At 59.7% G+C, this 20,697-nt stretch carries 17 protein-coding genes; 6 read left to right on the top strand and 11 right to left on the bottom strand.

Translation table 11 applies throughout. From position 1 onward, the window contains the following. Positions 1-14: 14 nt before the first annotated feature. The 5 genes from pcaF to pcaR form a co-directional block, all read right to left on the bottom strand. Positions 15-1,220, bottom strand: coding sequence for a 3-oxoadipyl-CoA thiolase (gene pcaF, locus AB4O40_RS23900; protein ID WP_460057760.1), 1,206 nt, complete (start codon positions 1,218-1,220; stop codon positions 15-17). After that, complete coding sequence (locus AB4O40_RS23895) at positions 1,217-1,996, bottom strand: CoA-transferase subunit beta (protein ID WP_056720807.1); 780 nt, start codon at positions 1,994-1,996, stop codon at positions 1,217-1,219. The genes pcaF and AB4O40_RS23895 overlap by 4 nt, the downstream gene beginning before the upstream one ends. Beyond that, positions 1,996-2,853 (bottom strand): CoA transferase subunit A, encoded by an 858-nt coding sequence (locus AB4O40_RS23890; RefSeq protein WP_008054173.1) that lies wholly within the window; start codon positions 2,851-2,853, stop codon positions 1,996-1,998. The genes AB4O40_RS23895 and AB4O40_RS23890 overlap by 1 nt, the downstream gene beginning before the upstream one ends. Before the next feature lie 273 nt (positions 2,854-3,126). Continuing rightward, positions 3,127-4,473: a 4-hydroxybenzoate transporter PcaK gene (locus AB4O40_RS23885; protein WP_056720808.1), complete on the bottom strand. Its 1,347-nt coding sequence runs from the start codon at positions 4,471-4,473 to the stop codon at positions 3,127-3,129. Between the two features lie 123 nt (positions 4,474-4,596). Then, complete coding sequence (pcaR, locus tag AB4O40_RS23880) at positions 4,597-5,439, bottom strand: pca regulon transcriptional regulator PcaR (protein WP_008054175.1); 843 nt, start codon at positions 5,437-5,439, stop codon at positions 4,597-4,599. Between the two features lie 690 nt (positions 5,440-6,129). Between pcaR and AB4O40_RS23875 the strand changes: the two genes are divergently transcribed. Continuing rightward, positions 6,130-6,330: a hypothetical protein gene (locus tag AB4O40_RS23875; protein WP_008054177.1), complete on the top strand. Its 201-nt coding sequence runs from the start codon at positions 6,130-6,132 to the stop codon at positions 6,328-6,330. Positions 6,331-6,706: 376 nt separating this feature from the next. Then, positions 6,707-8,182, top strand: a complete 1,476-nt coding sequence (locus AB4O40_RS23870; RefSeq protein ID WP_056720812.1) for an inorganic phosphate transporter — start codon at positions 6,707-6,709, stop codon at positions 8,180-8,182. Between the two features lie 177 nt (positions 8,183-8,359). On the opposite strand, the gene ccoM is transcribed toward AB4O40_RS23870, so the two are convergent. From ccoM to AB4O40_RS23855, 3 genes are all read right to left on the bottom strand, one after another. Continuing rightward, entirely contained in the window at positions 8,360-8,470 is a 111-nt protein-coding gene (gene ccoM / locus AB4O40_RS23865) for a cytochrome c oxidase subunit CcoM (protein ID WP_007976669.1), read from the bottom strand. A gap of 124 nt (positions 8,471-8,594) precedes the next feature. Continuing rightward, positions 8,595-8,774, bottom strand: a complete 180-nt coding sequence (locus tag AB4O40_RS23860; RefSeq protein ID WP_460160160.1) for a hypothetical protein — start codon at positions 8,772-8,774, stop codon at positions 8,595-8,597. A gap of 99 nt (positions 8,775-8,873) precedes the next feature. Beyond that, on the bottom strand, positions 8,874-9,215 hold the full coding sequence (locus tag AB4O40_RS23855; protein ID WP_056720814.1) for a hypothetical protein: 342 nt from the start codon (positions 9,213-9,215) through the stop codon (positions 8,874-8,876). Between the two features lie 217 nt (positions 9,216-9,432). Between AB4O40_RS23855 and rapA the strand changes: the two genes are divergently transcribed. Further along, positions 9,433-12,279 (top strand): RNA polymerase-associated protein RapA, encoded by a 2,847-nt coding sequence (rapA, locus tag AB4O40_RS23850; protein WP_056720815.1) that lies wholly within the window; start codon positions 9,433-9,435, stop codon positions 12,277-12,279. A gap of 170 nt (positions 12,280-12,449) precedes the next feature. On the opposite strand, the gene AB4O40_RS23845 is transcribed toward rapA, so the two are convergent. Then, entirely contained in the window at positions 12,450-13,799 is a 1,350-nt protein-coding gene (locus AB4O40_RS23845) for a spinster family MFS transporter (RefSeq protein WP_460057770.1), read from the bottom strand. A 257-nt stretch (positions 13,800-14,056) separates the two neighbouring features. Here AB4O40_RS23845 and AB4O40_RS23840 point away from each other — a divergent pair, with 257 nt between their 5' ends. Together AB4O40_RS23840 and AB4O40_RS23835 are read left to right on the top strand one after the other, a co-directional pair. Beyond that, positions 14,057-14,422, top strand: a complete 366-nt coding sequence (locus tag AB4O40_RS23840) for a YkgJ family cysteine cluster protein (protein WP_046043993.1) — start codon at positions 14,057-14,059, stop codon at positions 14,420-14,422. 147 nt (positions 14,423-14,569) lie between these two features. Next, positions 14,570-16,786: a putative bifunctional diguanylate cyclase/phosphodiesterase gene (locus AB4O40_RS23835; RefSeq protein WP_317850372.1), complete on the top strand. Its 2,217-nt coding sequence runs from the start codon at positions 14,570-14,572 to the stop codon at positions 16,784-16,786. On the opposite strand, the gene AB4O40_RS23830 is transcribed toward AB4O40_RS23835, so the two are convergent. Next, a complete protein-coding gene (locus AB4O40_RS23830) occupies positions 16,743-17,639 on the bottom strand; it encodes an NAD(P)-dependent oxidoreductase (protein WP_409078231.1) in 897 nt (298 codons plus the stop codon). The two genes, AB4O40_RS23835 and AB4O40_RS23830, sit on opposite strands and share 44 nt — an antisense overlap. A gap of 196 nt (positions 17,640-17,835) precedes the next feature. Between AB4O40_RS23830 and AB4O40_RS23825 the strand changes: the two genes are divergently transcribed. After that, a complete protein-coding gene (locus AB4O40_RS23825; protein WP_056720819.1) occupies positions 17,836-20,031 on the top strand; it encodes a hypothetical protein in 2,196 nt (731 codons plus the stop codon). Between the two features lie 295 nt (positions 20,032-20,326). On the opposite strand, the gene AB4O40_RS23820 is transcribed toward AB4O40_RS23825, so the two are convergent. Further along, on the bottom strand, positions 20,327-20,632 hold the full coding sequence (locus AB4O40_RS23820; RefSeq protein WP_056720820.1) for a DUF2288 domain-containing protein: 306 nt from the start codon (positions 20,630-20,632) through the stop codon (positions 20,327-20,329). Positions 20,633-20,697: the final 65 nt, after the last annotated feature.

Below are 20,697 nucleotides of genomic sequence, written 5' to 3'. Positions count from 1 at the left end.
GTCTTCAGAGCGCGTCAGACGCGCTCGATCGCCAAAGCCAGACCTTGGCCGACACCGACGCACATGGTCGCCAGACCTTTCTTGCCGCCGGTTTTTTCCAGTTGATGCAAAGCGGTCATTACCAACCGCGCACCGCTCATGCCCAATGGATGGCCCAAGGCAATCGCGCCACCGTTCGGGTTGACCTGGGCCGCGTCGTCCGCGATCCCCAGTTCACGCAGCACCGCCAGGCCCTGGCTGGCAAAGGCTTCGTTGAGTTCGATCACGTCGAAATCGCTGACCGCCACACCGAGGCGTTCGATCAGTTTACGCACCGCCGGCACCGGGCCAATGCCCATTACACGCGGGGCAACACCAGCGCTGGCCATACCCAGCACTTTGGCGCGGGCAGTCAGGCCGTGTTTTTTCACCGCTTCGGCCGAGGCCAGGATCAACGCGGCGGCGCCGTCGTTTACACCCGAGGCGTTGCCGGCGGTGACGGTTTTGTCGGGGCCGTTGACCGGTTTGAGTTTGGTCAGGGCTTCCAGGGTGGTGTCGGCGCGAGGATGTTCGTCCTGGCTGACCACGGTTTCACCCTTCTTGTGAGCAATGTGCACTTCAACGATTTCTTCGGCGAAGAACCCGGCGGCTTGCGCAGCGGCCGTGCGTTGTTGACTGCGCAGGGCGAACGCGTCTTGATCGGCGCGGGACACCTTGTAGTCGTCGGCCACGTTGTCAGCGGTCTGCGGCATCGCGTCCACGCCGTACTGCGCTTTCATCAACGGATTGATGAAGCGCCAGCCAATGGTGGTGTCTTCGAGCTTCATGTTGCGCGAAAACGCGGCATCGGCCTTGCCCATCACGAACGGCGCACGGGACATCGATTCGACGCCACCGGCGATCGCCAGCTCCATCTCGCCGCTGGCGATGGCGCGGAACGCGGTGCCGATGGCATCCATGCCCGAAGCGCAGAGGCGGTTGAGGGTCACGCCAGGAATACTTTCCGGCAGGCCCGCCAGCAACAGCGCCATACGCGCGACGTTACGGTTGTCTTCACCGGCCTGGTTGGCGCAGCCGAGGAACACCTCGTCCACGGCGTTCCAGTCCACCGACGGGTTGCGCTCCATCAAGGCCTTGATCGGCACGGCAGCCAGGTCGTCGGCACGCACCGTCGACAAGCCACCGCCGAAGCGGCCGATGGGGGTACGAATCGCGTCGCAGATATAAACGTCACGCATCACGCTTCTCCGGGGGCTTGGCCGTGTGCGGCAGCGGTGCGGGCCTCGAGGTCGCGCAGCGCGGTCAGTTCGACTTCAGTCGGCTCGGCGGTTTGCTCGACATGGTCGGCAAAGCGAATCGCCCAACCGGTGGCCGCAACCACTTGCTCGCGGGTCACGCCCGGGTGCAGTGCGGTGACCACGAATTCGTGGGTGCCCTCCTCCGGTTCCATGATGCACAGGTCGGTGATGATCCCTACCGGACCGGCGCCTGGCAGGCCGAGACGCTTGCGCGAATCACCGCCCTCGCCGTGGCCGACCGAGGTAATGAAGTCCAGTTTGTCGACAAAGGAGCGCGACGACTGCTTGAGGATAATCAACACGCTCTTGGCGGATCCGGCAATCTCCGGCGCGCCACCGGCACCTGGCAGACGCACTTTCGGCGAGTGGTAATCACCCACGACGGTGGTGTTGATGTTGCCGAAACGGTCGACCTGCGCCGCGCCGAGGAAGCCGACGTCAATGCGCCCGCCCTGCAGCCAGTAACGGAAAATCTCGCCGGTCGGGACTACGGTGTCAGCGGTTTCCGCCAGTTCACCGTCACCAATCGACAGCGGCAGTACGCTTGGCTTGGCACCGATTGGACCCGATTCGTAGATCAAGACCACATCAGGCGAGGAAGTCAGGCGCGCCAGGTTGGCCGCTTTCGACGGCAGGCCGATACCGACGAAGCACACCGAACCGTTCTTCAGACGGCGAGCGGCGGCGACGGTCATCATTTCATTGGTGGTGTAAGTCATTACTTCGCCTCCGAAGCGGCGGCCAGTTTGGCCTGGAACTCGCTGAAGTCAGCGCTGCCGTGGATGTATTCGTTGATCCACGCGGTGAAGGTTTCACGGTCGCGGGCAATCGGGTCCCAGGCCTGGTAGAAGCGGTTGTCGCGCTCGTTGTAACCGTGGGCGTAGGAAGGATGCGCACCACCAGGTACGTGGCAAACCGCGCTCAAGGCCCAGGTTGGCAATACACAGGAGTTCATCGGTGCATTGAGGTCGTCGACGATTTCCTCAACGGTGACGATGCAGCGCTTGGCGGCCAGTGCGGCTTCTTTCTGCACGCCGAGGATGCCCCAGAGCAGCACGTTGCCCTTGCGGTCGGCTTTCTGCGCGTGAATCACGGTAATGTCCGGGCGCACCGAAGGCACGGCGGCCAGCACTTCGCCAGTGAACGGGCAGGTAACCGATTTGATCAGTGGATTGACCTTCGGCAGGTCGGAACCGGCGTAGGCACGCAGCACCGCGAATGGCAGGCCGGAAGCGCCGGCGACGTAGGCATTGGCCAGGTCGGCATGGCTGTGTTCTTCGATTTCCAGCGCGTGGGGCCACTGCTTCTCTACGGCGTCACGCAGGCGATGCAGGGAGCCGACACCCGGGTTGCCGCCCCAGGAGAAAATCAGCTTGCGAGCACAACCGGCACCGATCAACTGGTCGTAGATCAAGTCAGGGGTCATCCGCACCAGGGTCAGGTCTTTCTTGCCCTGGCGAATGATTTCGTGACCCGCCGCCGTCGGGATCAGGTGAGTAAAGCCTTCGAGCGCGACCGTATCGCCGTCGTTTACGAATTGCTTCACCGCGTCGTGCAGCGAAAGGATTTCAGCCATTGGGGCAGGCTCCCGTTTATTGTTAACCGACAGTGGAAGAAGGCGCCGATGCGCAGCGCCGGAATGACTGAAGATTAAGCCCGTGCAAAACGCCAAACAATCCGATAATCGACTAACCGTTCGATTATCGAACATATTGTTGCCTGGCTATCTTTATAGCCTGCCCCCCAAAAGATCGCAGCCTGCGGCAGCTCCTACAGATTTACACATTCCCCTGCAGGAGCTGCCGCAGGCTGCGATCTTTTACTGCTACACCACTATTTCAAACCGGAATCAGGTCGCATCCGCATGACTGACCATGCCCTTGATCACCACCGCCGTCGTTGCCAGCGCCGCCGGAATCACCAGCGCCGTCAGCACCTGCTCGAAGTTCCAGCCCAGCCCCAGCAGCGTCGCACCCATCCACGCCCCGAGAATGGCGCCGAAGCGGCCGATGCCGAGCATCCACGACACGCCGGTGGCCCGCCCCTGAGTCGGATAGAACCGCGCCGCCAGTGACGGCATTGCCGATTGCGCACCGTTGACACACATCCCGGCTACCAGTACCAGGGTCGCCAGGATTGTGATGTTGCCCAGGCTCTGCCCTACCGCGTAGGCAAACACCCCGGCCAGCAGGTAGAAAGTGCCGATGACCTTGTGCGGATTGAACCGGTCCATTGCCCAGCCCACGCCTACCGCACTCAAAACGCCACCGAACTGGAACAGCGCGCCGATGAAGGCGGCCTGCTCCATGCTCGCGCCACTGTCACGCATCAGGGTCGGCAGCCAACTGGTCAGCAGGTAAACGATTACCAGGCCCATGAAGTAAGTCAGCCACAACAGCAAGGTGCCGGTGCTGTAGGTACCGGAGAAGATCACCGCGAACACATTGCGTGCCTTCACGGATTTCTGTTCCGGCACGCTGAAGCTGGACGCCTGGGCCACTACCGTCGGGTCGATCGGCGCCAGTGCCTTGCGCACTTTGTCCGTGCCGCGGTTGCGCACCACCAGGTAACGCGCCGACTCCGGCAGCCAGAACAGCAGAACGACGGCGAGGATCAGCGGCAGAACTCCGCCGATCAGCAACAGGCTGTGCCAGCCAAAGGCCGGAATGAGCTTGGCCGAGATAAATCCGCCGCCAGCCATGCCGAGGTTGAAGCCGCAGAACATGCTGGTCACCAGCAGGGACTTTTTGCGCTCAGGGGTGTACTCCGACAGCAGCGTGGTGGCGTTTGGCATGCCGGCACCCAGACCCAGGCCGGTCAGGAAGCGCAACACCAGCAACTGATCGACATTGGTGCTGTAGGCCGAGGCCAGGCTGAAGGCACCGAACAAGAGCACCGCGCCGACCAGTACGACTTTTCGCCCGAAGCGGTCAGCCAGAGGGCCGGAGCCCAGTGCGCCGAAGACCATGCCGATCAACGCCGCACTCATCACCGGGCCGAGACTGGCGCGGTCGATACCCCAGTCCTGGGACAGGGCCGGGGCGATGAAACCCATGGCCGCGGTGTCGAGGCCATCGAGGAAGACAATCAGGAAACACAGGATCACCACGCGCCACTGGTAGCGCGAAATGGGTTGGGCATTGATGAAGGACTGCACGTCGAGGCAGTTACCTACAGCAGACTGAGGCTGGTTCATTATTTTTATTCCACGGATCGCAGTCGAACGGTGTCAGCAGATGCTGACGAAGCCGCGACAGTAATGATCCGGAGGAAACAGCGTCAATTCGATAAACGCGACTCTGTGCGTTTATCGAACAGCTTAGGCAAACAGCTGGGCGCTGAGGTCTCGGCTGGCACTCAACAAACCGGGCAGGAAACGCTGCTCCAGTTCATTGCGGCTGACCCGCCCCGCATGGGTGCTGACGTTTAGGGCCGCAACCACCTGCCCGGAAGCGTCGTACACCGGGACGGCAATCGAACGCAGCCCTTGCTCGAGTTCCTGGTCGACGATGCACCAGCCTTGCAGTCGTACTTCTTGCAGGCATTCGAGTAGCGCCTCGGGGGTGTGGATCGTGCGGCTGGTCTTGGCCTGCAATTCGGCGTGGTCAAGGTATTCGCCCAGGGACGTGTCATCCAGCGCGGCCAGCAGGATGCGCCCCATCGACGTGCAATAGGCCGGCAAGCGCCCACCCACCGACAGATCCACCGAAATCAGGCGCTGGGTGGTCGCGGAGCGGGCGATGTACAAAATGTCATCACCCTCCAGCGTGGCCATGTTGCAGGCCTCGTGCAGTTGTTCGCTCATGCGGTCCAGGTAAGGCTGGGCGGAAACCGCCAGCGGCGTGGATGACACATAGGCATGACCGAGGGTCAGCACTTTGGGCAGCAGCGAATAGGTGCGGCCGTCGGTGGTGGCGTAGCCGAGCTTGATCAGGGTGTGCAGGCAACGGCGCACGGCGGCGCGGGGGATTTCCGTGCGGTGGCTGATCTGGGCGATGGTCAGGTGCCGCTTGCGCTCCTGGAACGCTTGCACCACGGCCAGGCCACGGGCCAGGGACGTCATGAAATCCGGGTCGCCGGTCAGTGCCTGGATCCGTTTGGCTGGTGAGGCAACGATGGGAGGAGCCACTGAAGCGAAGGAATTGCGCATTTGATCGTTCATACAAGGTCCTTTTACCCATTCGGATCAGCGACTATTACAAAGGGCTGGCGCCTGACGCTCAAGCCCGGCCTGCCAACTCCGTGCGATTATCGAACGATCGACCGATAATCGCAATCCACCCTATGAACAACCCGATCCACCGACGCCCGGTTTTCGCCGACTCTCGCCCCTATGTTTACGTCGACTCGGCACAGGACTTAATGGGGCAATCCAATTACCGAAACTTACCTGACTTAATGGCGTCAGAAAGGCATCGCAGCGATCTGGTATCAGTCGACGCTCTACTTCATTGTAAAGTTGCAGGCAACAAAACGGTCACACACCAAGAACAACTTTTAACTCTTTGGAGATAGTGTTCTTCAAATCGGCCGCTATAATACAATTTAGTAGCGCTCCGGTTTTTTACTTGCCGAACCCGCTGCCCGGCAATGCGCTGATCCATCGCCGTTGCCCGTTGCAAGCGCCAGATTCGCATTGCACAGCCTTGCCGATGCGCTTGCCGAACCAGGAAACTGAAGCTACGTCAGCTGTTTATCTCTGGTGCCGTGGCCGCCTGTGACATGGAAGTATTGATCACGTTGTTGTCAAAAACGATGCCTTGACGGCACTGTCTCATTCGACGAACGTGATCAAACGATTTGATGCAGCGCGTTTTCACCAGAATTTATCCCAACTCAATCAGGTAGCACTGTGACGAAAGACGAACTGCGCGCGGAACTAGAGCGCCAGGAACAACGTTACAAGGAAGTTTACGGCGGAGAAGTCACCACTTACGCCGCTCAGCCCGAACCGGAACGCAAACCCTGGCGTAAACGCGCCACTGTTCAGGATCAGGTTTTCCAGCAGGAAATTCAAAAAATGGAAAAGGAACTCAAAGCCGAAGAGCCATGACTGCTTCGGCCTGATCCTGACAAAGGCCTGCCTCTGCACCCGCTAAAAGCGGGATGTATGGATGCTGCCTTTCGCGCCCGCTACGAGCGGGCAGCGGCCATCACCGTCGCCGAATCCGACAGAATTCCGGGATCTGACCTATTTCTCAGATTTTTCTCACATCCGTTCAAGCCCCTCTTAACGGGCCGTGAAGGTTTTGTGACAGTGTGTTTTTTCAATTAAATCAATGGCTTAAAAAACGCAGCAAAACCGTGGGTTTTCAGGCACGGCGGCAAAAAAATTCGTTGAAGAATGTTACCGATGAGCAGCTAGTGCATTGATTAGCAGTCTTTTCTGGCATAATCGCGCCCCCTTATGACCGGGTCAGAAAACCTTCATGATCGATTTATTCAGCGGACTGGATGCTTGGGTGCTTGTGAGCCTCTTGCTCGCCCTGGCCTTTGTCCTCGCCTTCGAGTTCATCAACGGCTTTCATGACACCGCTAACGCGGTGGCGACCGTTATCTACACCAAAGCCATGCCGCCTCATCTGGCGGTGTTCTTCTCCGGTGTGTTCAACTTCCTCGGCGTGCTGCTGGGCGGGGTCGGCGTGGCGTATGCCATCGTCCACCTGTTGCCGGTAGAACTGCTGATCAATGTGAACACCGGTCACGGGCTGGCCATGGTGTTCTCGTTGCTCGCCGCCGCCATTACCTGGAACCTGGGCACCTGGTACTTCGGTATTCCCGCGTCCAGTTCCCACACGCTGATCGGTTCGATTCTCGGTGTGGGCCTGGCGAACGCCTTGATCAACGACATACCGTTGGCCGATGGCGTGAACTGGCAGAAGGCGATCGATATCGCCATGTCGCTTGTGTTCTCGCCGATGGCCGGCTTCCTGATCGCCGCGCTGATCCTGATCGGCCTTAAATGGTGGCGTCCACTGTCGAAGATGCACAAGACGCCGGAACAGCGCCGCAAGATCGACGACAAGAAGCACCCGCCATTCTGGAATCGCCTGGTACTGGTGATCTCGGCCATGGCCGTGAGTTTCGTGCACGGTTCCAACGATGGCCAGAAAGGTATCGGCCTGATCATGCTGGTCCTGATCGGTATCGTGCCGGCGCAGTTCGTCCTCGACCTGAACAGCACGACCTACCAGATCGAGCGGACTCGCGACGCCACGTTGCACCTGAGCCAGTTCTACCAGCGTAATTCCGAAACACTGGGCGAGTTCCTGGCCCTGGGCAAGAGCCTGGATGGCGATCTGCCGGAGAAATTCCGTTGCAACCCGCAACAGACCGAACCGACCATCACCGCCCTGCTCGGCACCCTCAAGGGTGTAGCCGACTACCACTCGCTGCCGTCGGAAAGCCGCATCGAAGTACGTCGCTACCTGCTCTGCCTGGACGACACGGCGAAGAAAGTCAGCAAGCTGCCAACGCTCGCCCCCCGTGAAAAGGCTGACCTGGACAAACTGCGCAAGGACCTGACCACCACCACCGAATACGCTCCGTTCTGGGTGATCCTGGCGGTTGCACTGGCCTTGGGCCTGGGCACCATGGTCGGCTGGAAACGCGTGGTACTGACCATTGGCGAGAAAATCGGCAAGCAAGGCATGACCTACTCCCAAGGCATGTCGGCGCAGATCACCACCGCCAGCCTGATCGGCATGGCCAACATCTTCAGCCTGCCGGTTTCCACCACCCACGTGCTGTCCTCGGGCGTGGCGGGCACCATGGTCGCCAACAAGAGCGGCCTGCAAAGCGGCACTGTCAGAACCATCCTGCTGGCCTGGGTATTGACCCTCCCAGCCACCGTGGCCCTGTCGGCCGGGTTGTTCTGGCTGGCCTCGAAGGCCCTTGGCAGCTGATAAGCAGCCAAATCAGAAAAGGCGCGCTCCGCAAGGAACGCGCCTTTTTTATTGCCAAACACTTAAGTCTCCCACAGTGGCTCCATGCACTCCGGCAGATTTTCAAAGGCAAAAAAAAGGGCAACCGAAGTTGCCCAAAATGCCTTGCGTGCTCATTACATCTGGAAAGAACTGCGGTTATTTCCGCTTGTGTGAATCCTTCCAGATAAAAAGTCCGAACCCTGCAAAAAATACAAACATGAGGCTGACAGTCAGCACTCCGGCGATCACCACGTTGTCGAAAAACATGACGCGTCTCCTGTACCTGCCCTGTTGCGATAGGGCTAAGTTAACCAATCGGGCAGGAGAGAATATTGACCGGGATCAATGTCGCCCGAGACTGGGCAAGAGGAAGGGAGAAGTTTGACCCGCATCAATGAATGCGGGGGGATTTCAGCGTTTTTTCGGTTTGTTCTTCGGCTTTTTTAGCCTTGCCCAACGGCATGGCCTGTTCGAACGCCTGGCGAACTTCATTGAGCCGCTTTTCATTGAGGTCATGAACACGCTTGGCGCGCTCGGCATTGAGGTCAATCAGTTTGTCGTCTTGGCTCATGGCGGTCAGTGCATCGCTTGAAATGAGTTTCAGCTGCCGTAGCGGTCGGCAACCCTGCGTTAATAATGCGGCTTGATGACTGAGCTGACCAGCCTGCGCTCAAATCTCGATATCGACCCACAGCCCCTGCCGCGGCTGATCTTCCATCAGCGGTGCCACCGGCACGGTGTTATCGGCATTGAGTTCATCCCCGGGAATCGCCATGTGAGCCTCGGGGTCATGATCGGCCTCGTGGCGACGTCGTTCCTGCTCCTGTCTGCGGCGCTGTTCCTCGCGCAGCACCAGCCCGTCCTCTTCAGGATTGCGCTTTTGCAGATCGATGGTGCTTTCACTGGAGCTTTCCTGCACCGGCACCACCGGAGGAATATCCGGACGCTGACGGATCGGGTCGGTCTGTGAAGTGATCGGCACGGCACTCAAGGGGAGCATCGGTGGCAGCATGGTTTTCAGTCTCCTGTCAGCAGGCTGTCGGCTGCGGGGATGGCGACTTGAGCCATCGGTCGCAAACTGTGACTCATTTGGCACTCATTAGTGCACCGGGCGGCGCGTCATGCACAGGTGGACTAACGTATGACTGTGAGTTTTTCTGAGAGTCCTTTGGCCCTCAAGCCCTCATTCCGTTAAGATAGCCCGCTTTTTCAGGTGGGAGTCAGGCAGCATGGCGCAGCAGTATCAACCGGGGCAACGCTGGATCAGTGACAGCGAAGCCGAGCTGGGTTTAGGCACCGTTCTGGCACAGGACGGCCGCTTGTTGACCGTGCTCTATCCGGCCACTGGCGACACTCGCCAGTACGCGCTAAGGAATGCGCCCCTCACCCGTGTGCGGTTTTCGCCCGGTGATTCCATCACTCACTTCGAAGGCTGGAAGCTGACTGTTCGCGAAGTCGATGACGTCGATGGCCTGCTGGTTTACCACGGCCTCAACGGACAGAACGAAGTGGTCACCCTGCCGGAAACCCAACTGTCGAACTTCATCCAGTTCCGCCTGGCCAGCGACCGTCTGTTCGCCGGCCAGATCGACCCGCTGGCCTGGTTCTCCCTGCGCTATCACACCCTGGAACACACCAGCCGCCAGTTGCAGTCCGCCCTTTGGGGCTTGGGCGGCGTGCGTGCGCAACCGATCGCGCACCAGTTGCACATTGCCCGCGAAGTCGCCGACCGTATCGCGCCACGGGTTCTGCTCGCCGACGAAGTGGGCCTGGGCAAAACCATCGAAGCCGGCCTGGTGATCCATCGCCAATTGCTCTCGGGCCGTGCCAACCGCGTGCTGATCCTGGTTCCGGAAAACCTGCAGCACCAGTGGCTGGTCGAGATGCGCCGCCGCTTCAACCTGCAGGTCGCTCTGTTCGACGAAGAACGCTTCATCGAAAGCGATGCCAGCAACCCGTTCGAAGACACCCAGCTTGCGCTGGTCGCGCTTGAGTGGCTGGTGGACGACGAGAAGGCCCAGGACGCGCTGTTCGCGGCAGGCTGGGACTTGCTGGTGGTCGACGAAGCTCACCACCTGGTGTGGCATGAAGATCAGGTCAGCCCTCAATATTCGCTGGTCGAGCAACTCGCCGAGACCATTCCCGGCGTGCTGCTGTTGACCGCCACCCCGGAACAACTGGGCCAGGACAGCCACTTCGCTCGTCTGCGCCTGCTGGACCCGAACCGTTTCCATGACCTGCAAGCCTTCCGCGCCGAGAGCGAAAATTATCGCCCGGTGGCCGAAGCCGTTCAGGAACTGCTCGACAAGGGACGCCTGTCGCCTGAAGCGCACAAGACCATCCACGGTTTCCTCGGCAATGAAGGCGAAGCCCTGCTGACCGCGGTCAATGATGGCGACACTGAAGCCAGCGCCCGTCTGGTGCGCGAACTGCTCGACCGACACGGCACCGGCCGCGTACTGTTCCGTAACACCCGCGCCGCCGTGCAGGGTTTCCCGGAGCGCAAGCTGCACCCGTACCCGCTGCCGTGCCCGGACGAATACCTCGAACTGCCGTTGGGCGATCACGCCGAGCTGTACCCGGAAGTCAGCTTCCAGGCCCAACCGGACGCCAGCGAAGAGGAACGCTGGTGGAAATTCGACCCGCGCGTCGAATGGCTGATCGACCAGCTGAAGATGCTCAAGCGCACCAAAGTACTGGTGATCTGCGCCCACGCCGAAACCGCCATGGACCTGGAAGACGCCCTGCGCGTGCGTTCCGGCATCCCGGCCACGGTGTTCCACGAGGGCATGAACATCCTCGAGCGTGACCGCGCCGCTGCCTACTTCGCCGATGAGGAGTTTGGCGCGCAAGTGCTGATCTGTTCGGAAATCGGCAGTGAAGGTCGCAACTTCCAGTTCTCCCATCACCTGGTGCTGTTCGACCTGCCGTCCCACCCGGACCTGCTGGAACAACGCATCGGTCGTCTGGACCGGATCGGCCAGAAGCACATCATCGAACTGCACGTGCCATACCTGGAAACCAGCCCGCAAGAGCGCCTGTTCCAGTGGTACCACGAAGCGCTGAACGCATTCCTCAACACCTGCCCGACCGGCAACGCCTTGCAGCACCAGTTCGGCCCGCGCCTGCTGCCACTGCTCGAAGAAGCCGACGATGGCGAATGGCAGGCGCTGATCGACGAAGCCCGCACCGAGCGTGAACGTCTGGAAGCCGAGCTGCACACCGGTCGCGACCGTTTGCTGGAGCTGAACTCCGGCGGCGCGGGCGAAGGCGATGCGCTGGTGGAGGATATCCTTGAGCAAGACGATCAGTTCGCGCTGCCGATCTACATGGAAACCCTGTTCGACGCCTTCGGCATCGACAGCGAAGACCATTCGGAAAACGCACTGATCCTCAAGCCGAGCGAAAAAATGCTCGACGCCAGCTTCCCGCTGGGCGATGACGAAGGCGTGACCATCACTTACGACCGTAACCAGGCGCTGTCTCGCGAAGACATGCAGTTCATCACCTGGGAGCACCCGATGGTCCAGGGCGGCATGGACCTGGTGCTGTCCGGTTCCATGGGCAACACCGCCGTGGCGCTGATCAAGAACAAGGCACTCAAGCCGGGCACCGTGTTGCTGGAACTGCTGTATGTCAGCGAAGTGGTTGCCCCGCGCTCGCTGCAACTGGGCCGTTACCTGCCGCCGGCCGCCCTGCGCTGCCTGCTCGACACCAACGGCAACGACCTGTCGGCCCGAGTGTCGTTCGAGACCTTGAACGACCAGCTCGAAAGCGTGCCGCGTGCCAGCGCCAACAAGTTCATCCAGGCCCAGCGTGACCAACTGACGCCACGGATCAACGCCGGTGAAGCGAAGATCCTGCCGCGCCACACTGAACGTGTCGCCGAGGCGCAACGTCGCCTGGCCGCCGATACCGACGAAGAACTGGCGCGCCTGACCGCCTTGCAAGCGGTCAACCCGACCGTGCGCGACAGCGAACTGGTGGCCCTGCGCAAACAACGCGAGCAAGGCCTGGCCATGCTCGACAAGGCTGCGCTGCGACTGGAAGCGATTCGGGTGCTGGTGGCGGGTTAACAACCCTCCTCCACCGCTATGAAAAGAAGGCCCGCAGCGATGCGGGCCTTTTTTGTTTACTTCAAATTCAGTAGTGCTGCTGATGGCCTCATCGCGAGCAAGCTCGCTCCCACATTGGATCTTCAGTGCCTATGAGATACCTGTGGGAGCGAGCTTGCTCGCGATAGCGGTTAAGCAGTCACCGCAGAACTGTCAGGCTCAACCACCGCCACCAACCCGTCCTTCATCCGCTTGGCGTCCCTCACAAAACACCGCGAAGCCAGGAACAGAAACACCACGGTGAGCAACAACGCCACCGGTATCAGGTACATCGCGTCATGCAGGCCGACCGCTTTAAACGCCTCAGTCATTTGCTCCGCGCCCGCCGCAAGCATCGCCGTGTGGGCGAAGTGATCCGACAAGGCCCCGACCACTACCGGCCCCAGGCCACCGCCCAACAGGTACAGCCCGGCAAAGAACAGCGCCATCGCCGTTGCCCGCAAACGCGGTTCGACCACATCCTGAATCGCCGTGTACACGCAGGTGTAGAAGTTGTAGGCAAACAACCAACCCAGGCTAAACACCGCAACAAACACACCGATCTCGATTCGCCCGGAATGCAACGCCCATGCGGTGCAAACCGTCGAAATCACCAGGCTGAAGGCGGCAAACAACAGCCTCCCGTTGGCGACCCGCTGGTGAATCTTGTCCGCAATCCAGCCTCCGAGGGTCAGGCCGACCAACCCGGTCACACCGACAATAACCCCGGTGGCGACCGCGGCATCCTGCAACGGCATGAGGAAGTAGCGTTGCAGCATCGGCACCAGAAACGAATTGCAGGCATAGGTAGCGAAGTTGAAACACAGGCCGGCCATCACCAGCCACAGGAAGGTTGGCACAGCCAGTACCCGCCGGATCGGTCGATCGATCTTTTCCTGCGAAACCTGAACGCTCTCGGCGGCGCCGCGCTTGGGTTCCTTGATGAAAAACATGAAGATCGCCAGGATCAGCCCGGGTACCGCCGCGATAAAGAACGGCGCGCGCCAGCTATCAAAGACCTTGACCATCCAGCCAATGGTGAAGAACGCCAGCAACAGCCCCAATGGCAGCCCCAACATGAAGATCCCCATGGCCCTCGCCCGGCGGTGAGCCGGAAACAAGTCGCCGATCAGCGAGTTGGCGGCTGGCGCGTAGCTGGCCTCGCCAATGCCGATGCCCATGCGCACGATCAGGAAACTCCAGAAACTGCCCACCATGCCGTTGACGGCGGTCAACCCGCTCCACACCGCCAGCCCCCAGCCCATCAGTTTGCTCCTCGAACCGGTATCGGCCATGCGCCCCAGCGGCAAGCCGGCAATGGCGTAGACGATGGTGAATGCCGTCCCGATGATCCCCAACTGGAAATCACTGAGGTGCCATTCCATGCGAATGGGTTCGATGATGATGGCCGGGATGGTGCGGTCGAAAAAATTGAACAAGTTGGCCAGGAACAACAGGAACAGAATGCGCCAGGCATTGGCCGCTTGGGTCGAGTTCTGCATGGGTCCGTCTCTTTTATTGTTTTTGGGGCGTCACTGCCCCCGGACTTTGCAATCTAGACAGGCCGGCCACGACTGTCTTTCATTATTCGCCAGGCTGATATCAACCCATCGCGCACCGCCGCTCCCACAGGGTATTTCGTAGCCCGTCCGGTCTATGAAAAATACCTTTGAGCCCCCCTTCCCAAGCCGTTGGCGAAGCCTAGAATAGCGGCCTTGTTTCCCCCCCTGTGTCTCCACTTCTCCTTAGATAATTGCCCATGTCCGAAGCCAGTCCGTGTCTGAATTGCGGTGCCTGCTGTTCTCACTTTCGCGTGTCATTTTTCTGGGGTGAATGCGCCTCGTCCGGGGGGACGGTACCCGATGAGCTTGTCGAGCAGATCAGCCCCAGTCGGGTCGCGATGCTCGGCACCGGCTGCAAACCCGTACGCTGCACCAGCCTGGTCGGAGACGTGGGCAGTACGGTGCAGTGCTCGATTTACGAAAAACGCTCCAGCACCTGTCGGGAATTCGACGCTTCCTGGGTCGATGGCCTGGCCAATCCCGATTGCGATGCGGCCCGTGCCGCTTTCGGCTTGCCGGCGCTGCAACCTGCGTTCGAGACGCCTCAGAAGCAAATCGCCTGACTACTAGCACTAATCGCTATCAGGCTAATGTCAAAATCATTGGTACCAATGTGCCACTACCGCTTGCGCTCCATCCACGCCCTCTATACTCCAAGGCATTCGCCGTCGCTGCTTGCGCCGGCCTGAAGGATAACGATGGGGCATGCTATGGAGTGGCTTGGTTTGCATTTCATTACCGAGCTACCAGAGAGCGGGCAGGTCATACTCAATTGCACACATGACCCTTTTCTGGTGCTGCTGGCTTATCTGGTCGCCTGTGTCGGCTGTTTCGCGACACTGGACATGGCCGAACGGGTTGCTCACGCTGAAAAGTCCGCGTCCAAGACACTCTGGCGCTGGGTGGGCAGCGGATGCCTGGCCGGCGGTATCTGGGCCATGCACTTCGTCGGGATGCTGGCCTTCCAGGCGCCTGTCGATCTTCACTACCAACTGCCTGTCACGCTGTTTTCGCTGACCATCGCGCTGCTCGCCGCGTGGCTGGCCATGCATACCCTCAGCCTCCCGGACTTGAGTTTGCAGCGCTGTCTCAAGGCATCGATCGGAATCGGCCTGGGCATCGCGACCATGCATTACGTGGGCATGACGGCCATGCACTCCGAGGCCTCGGTCTATTACCATCCGGGCCTGTTTGCCCTTTCCATCGCGATCGCGATCGGTGCCGCGCTGGCCGCCTTATTGCTGGCATGGTATCTGCGCGACGGCGTCGGCATGCTGCATCAGCTCTTTAAATGCTGCGCCAGCCTGGTGCTCGGGGCGGGTATCCTCGGCATGCACCTCACGGCCATGGCCGCTTTCAACCTGGTGCTGCCCAGCGACAGCGTGCCGGAGCAATCGGGCGAACACAGCCACCTGCAACTGGCACTGACCGTGACGGTCATGGCCCTGCTGATCATCGGCAGCAGCATCAGCGCGGCACTGGCGGACAAAAAACTGCAACACAAGGACCACGACCTGCAACGGGTCAACTCCCTGCTCAGCCAGCTGGACCAGGCGCGCATGTCGCTGCAACAGGTGGCGCACTACGACGCGCTGACTAACCTGATCAATCGCCGCGGGTTCAACCAGATCTTCGCCGAAAAACTCATCGAGAAAACCAACGAAGGTGGAATGCTGGCGGTCCTGTTCCTGGACATCGACCATTTCAAGCGGATCAACGACAGCCTTGGCCACGATGCCGGTGACGAACTGCTAAAGGTGCTTGCCGGGCACATCAAGAGCTCGATTCGCAGTCACGAGGACGTGGTCGCGCGCTTCGGTGGTGACGAGTTCTGCCTGCTCATCGACCTGCGTGATCGTGAAGAAGCGCGGCATATGGCCCAACGCATCATGCTCAAGATGAAGGAGCCCATCGAGCTGGCCGGCAGGCGCATGGTCATGACCACAAGCATCGGCATCAGCCTGTTTCCGGAGGACGGCAAGACCTGTGAGGAACTGTTGAAGAACGCCGACCTGGCGCTGTATCAATCCAAAGGCAGCGGTCGCAATGGACTGAATTTTTTCAGCGCCAACCTGAAGACCCGCGCCACACTCGAGCTGCAACTGGAAGAAGAGTTGCGCCACGCCCTGCGTGAAGACACCGGTTTGATGCTCTATTACCAGCCCATCTATGACCTCAAGACCGGCCAGGTCAGCAAACTCGAAGCCTTGATCCGCTGGCAACACCCGGTCCACGGTTTCCTCGTACCGGATCGTTTTATCGCCATTGCCGAGGCCAACGGCCTGATCGCCGAGTTGGACAATTGGGTGCTGCGCAAGGCCTGCGAAGACTTGGGCGAGTTGTCGCGCCAAGGCTGTGAGGACCTGAAGATCGCCGTGAACTGTTCGCCCCTGAACCTGGCGCGCGAAGAACTGGCCGATGAAATCGAATACGCATTGCGAGCCTCCGGTGTGCAGCCCCACCGGCTGGAACTGGAGGTTACCGAAAACGCCTTGATGGGCAATATCGCCAACACCCTGGTGCTACTGCGGCAGATACGCGCTCTCGGCGTTTCGCTGTCGATCGATGACTTCGGCACCGGCTATTCATCCCTGGCCTACCTCAAGCGCTTGCCGCTTAACACGCTGAAAATCGACCGTTCGTTCATCCAGGACATTCCCAAGGCGACCCAGGATATGGAGATTGTCCAGGCGATCATCGTCATGGCCCATACCCTGCACCTGCAAGTGGTCACCGAAGGGGTCGAAACCTTCGAGCAGTACCAATTCCTGGAAAACCACGGTTGTGACTTCGTTCAAGGCTATCTGCTGAGCCGGCCGGTGCCACTGGTCGAGTTGCTTCCGGTGCTGAACGAAATCAACCAGCGCAAGGACACCTGCACCGTCACGACGCTGAGCCTGGCTCACGGTACATCTGCACTAATGTAGACGGGTCCTTTTCAAGGAAACCCTGACTTCCATGCAGGCGCATCAACTGCGCGGCCAGGCCGCTGATCGGTGTTGCCGAGCCTTGCTCACGGGAAAACTTCACCGCTGTATCCAGATCCTTGAGCAAGGTGCGCACGTGCCACTTGACCGGCTCGAAACGGTTTTGCGCCATCTGCGGGGCCAGGATCTGCAAGGGTTTCGAATCGGCAAAGCCGCCGGCCAGCGCTTCGGCGATCAGGCTGGCATCGACCCCGGAACGCTCCGCCAGCGCGACCACTTCAGCAATCACCAATGCATTGCAGGCGACGATCATCTGATTGCACGCCTTGGTCACCTGCCCTGCCCCGACGCCGCCCATGTGTGTTACACGCTGCCCCAGGTTCAACAGCACAGGCCGGACCCGCTCCAGATCCTGTGATTCACCGCCGACCATGATCGCCAGGCTTCCAGCCTCGGCACCGACCACGCCGCCGGACACCGGCGTGTCGAGCCAGCCCATGCCCGTTCTAGCGGCAAGTTCTGCGGCCATTTCCCGCGTGGCGTTGGGCTCCAGGCTGGAGAAATCCACCAGCAGCTGGCCCTTTTTTGCGCCCTCCACAACGCCTGCCGGACCAAATACCACCTCGCGTACGACCGAAGTATCCGCCAGGCACAGCATCACCACGTCAGCGTGCCGGCACAGCTCGGCCGGGCTGGCGACCTGACGCGCGCCCGCCTCCACCAGCGGCCTGCACTTGTCCGGATTGCGATTCCACACCGCCAGCGGGTAACCCGCGGCCAGCAGGCGCCGGCACATCGGCAGCCCCATCAGGCCGATCCCGGCAAACCCTAGCGAAGGTAGCGTTGACATCATTTTGCCTCTTCTTGATTAAAGATCACCGAATATTGGCCGATTCATCATGACTTAGGAAAGGATTCACCCCGAGCAATGCTCAGGCTAAAGACCAAGGCATGGTCCAAGTACGCGCTGAAAAAAGACGCGATTGTATTCCGTGACGGTTCGACGACTGCGAGTCGGCCAACCAATCAGCCCAGGTAGATGGCGAACAATGACTTCTAAAAACAACCCGGCCACTGCGGTAACCGATCTGACGTTGAGCCCCGCGGCCAACAGCCCGTCATCACCGAAGCCATTGATTCAATCGCGCCCGTTGGCGACCCAGCAATACCTCTACTTCACCGAAACCAACACCGACCGCATCCTCGACAACCTCGACGGCCTGCGCGACATGGTGTTCCCGCGCGCACCGCACCTGGAAGGCGACAGCGAACAGCACAGCGATCAGGAATTCCCGTCGGTGTGTCTGATCGGCCTGGGCCGCTGCGGCTCGAACATTGCGCTGGACGTGGCGGAGCTTGTGTATAACGCCCGCAAGTTCTACCTCAACGAATTCAACAACGAAGATCGCCTGTCGCCGGACAAGCGTTTTACCGAAAAGGGCTACAGCCCGGCCCAGTGGATCCGTAACAACCTGCGCCTGGGCCAGAACAAAAACACCAAGCCAGTGTTTCTGGTCGAGCCGCTGGTGATGCTCGGGGACCTGGACAAAGACATCGCCGGACGCATCCGTTTCTCGCGCAAGGGCGAAAAAAGCGGCTTCCTGCGCGACTACAGCAAAATGAAAATCATGGACCTGTCGGAAGTCCATGCCGGTGGCGCCGGTAACGCGCCGATCCTCGGCCAGTACCTGGCCAAGATCATCCTGAACAAGGACACCCAGCGTTTCTCCAGCCCCGACTGGAAGATGATTCACTCGTACCTGATCGACAGCTGTGGCATCAAGGCCAACCAGTCGCGCCTGTATTTCTCGATCTTCAGTGCCGGCGGCGGTACCGGCTCGGGCATGGCCTCGGAATTCGGCCTGGCCCAGCAGCATTCGTATATGAACAAGACGTTCGACACCAAGCCGATGGACGAGCACGACAGCAAGAGCGGCCACTCCTTCGTCTTCGAACCGATCTTCACCAGTGGCATCTGTGTACTGCCGAACATTTCCGATCACCGCAGTGAAATGTCCGAGGCGTTGCACATCAACGCCGGTCGACTGCTGTGCAAATACCTGTCGGAAGAGTGGGACTTCTCCTACAACTTCGCCAACGAAGACAGCAGCGAAGCCAGCGTCATGGGCCGCATCCGCCCGTGGAACGCGATGATGCTGATCTCCAACGACATCATGCGTTACGCCGAAGAGAACGATGACGGCAACATCCAGAACATTGATGTCAATGCCATGGAAAAGCACGCCAACCAGTACATCTCGCAGCAGATCTTCAACATTCTGACGGCGCAGGCAGTTACGACTGACTACGACCAGAACTATTTCCGTCGCGCCGGCATCGATATCGGCGAAACCATCCGCCTGGACGCCAATGACCTGTTCATGAGCCTGGCCGGCCCGGTGGCGATTGCCTACGCCGAGTCCGTGGTGCCGGAAACCCCGGCACCGAGCAGCGACAAATTCAAAGTGTTCGAGAAAGAGCCGCAGCGCCTGAACATCGACGACCTGTTCTTCCGTTCGATCGATCTGCCGCACTTCAACAAGGTCACCCAGGCCATCGAAGGCATCAGCCTGTTGCCGATCGAGTCCAAGCGCTATCGCGCGTCGCTGGAACAGTACAAGAACTCGGGTTACGACGCGGCGGCCCTGCATGACCTGCACTTCTTCAAGAATTGCTCGTCGGTGGTGTCTATCGTTTCGTTGCCGAAGGACTACAAGCTGTCCTACATGGATTTGAACCGGTTGAAGACCCACCTCAACAGCCTGTTCCCCAACACTACACTCAAGCGCTACGCGTTGGTGATCGGTGCTTCGGCCAACCTGTCGCTGACCACCCTGATCGCCAAGAGCCCGTGCCTGTCGGACGACTTCCTGACGCTGATCGTGGCGTTCATCAAGCGCTGCTTCGCGAAAAACCCGTACCGATTCGACGAGACCCTGGACAACTCGATCCTGGACTTCATCATCAACGAACAATTCGATGAAGACCGCATCGACGAATTGCTCAACGAATTCGAGAACCCGGCGAAGATCCTCGATACCAACTGGTACGCGATTAAGCCGATGTACGAGAAGAAGTACCGCGAACTGATCAACGACAAGGAAAAATTTGTCTCGATCAATGACATCCGCCTGTCCCGGGATTGCGTGAAGAAATCGATCAAGTACCTGCGTGAGATCTACCGTCACCGCATCGGCAAGACCAAGGTTATTTCGTTGAATAACCATACGGGCAAGACGGCTTGATGAGGTATGCCTGAAAAGATCGCAGCCTTCGGCAGCTCCTACGGGCTGCGGTTCACATGACACCGCAGCGCGCCTTTGTAGGAGCTGCCGAAGGCTGCGATCTTTTGATCTGATCTTTTGATCTTTTATCCAACATTCAGAAACAATTGAGCAGACGTTCAGCTGCCCTCCCAACTGTTCCCGTTACGTTTACGTCACCGTGAGGCTGTGGCCTTTCTCTACGGCAACATGCCATCACGCTACTCGGCTACACACTTTTCCCTCCGAAAGAAGCGCACCAATCAGGTGCGGCCTTTTATACCTGCGCTCTTTCCTGGATCAGAATCCACGGCGAAACAACCACGGCCCACAACTGCGGATCACGCTCAAAAAGATCCAGCGCCCGCGTTTCAGACAGCTTGGCGACCTTGTCAGCGGCCAGCCAGGCAGCCACTTTCTCCCCTTCATCCTGGGCCACGGCCTCGGCGGCGGCGATCAGATCCAGGCCAGGATCGACCCACAATAGGGCACCCTTGGCGAAGAACGGCTCCAGCTCTTTCCAGGTAATAGATGCGGTTTCACCAAGCAGCTTGGCATAGAGGGTGCTAGGTTCTTGATTCATGGGACTGTCCGGAAAAGAAATCGACGTAGATGATAACGTCGGTGGTCTGGCAGAAAAACCCGGAT

The sequence above is a fragment of the Pseudomonas sp. S2_F07 genome (assembly GCF_054668325.1).
This window is presented reverse-complemented; position numbering and strand designations above follow the sequence as displayed.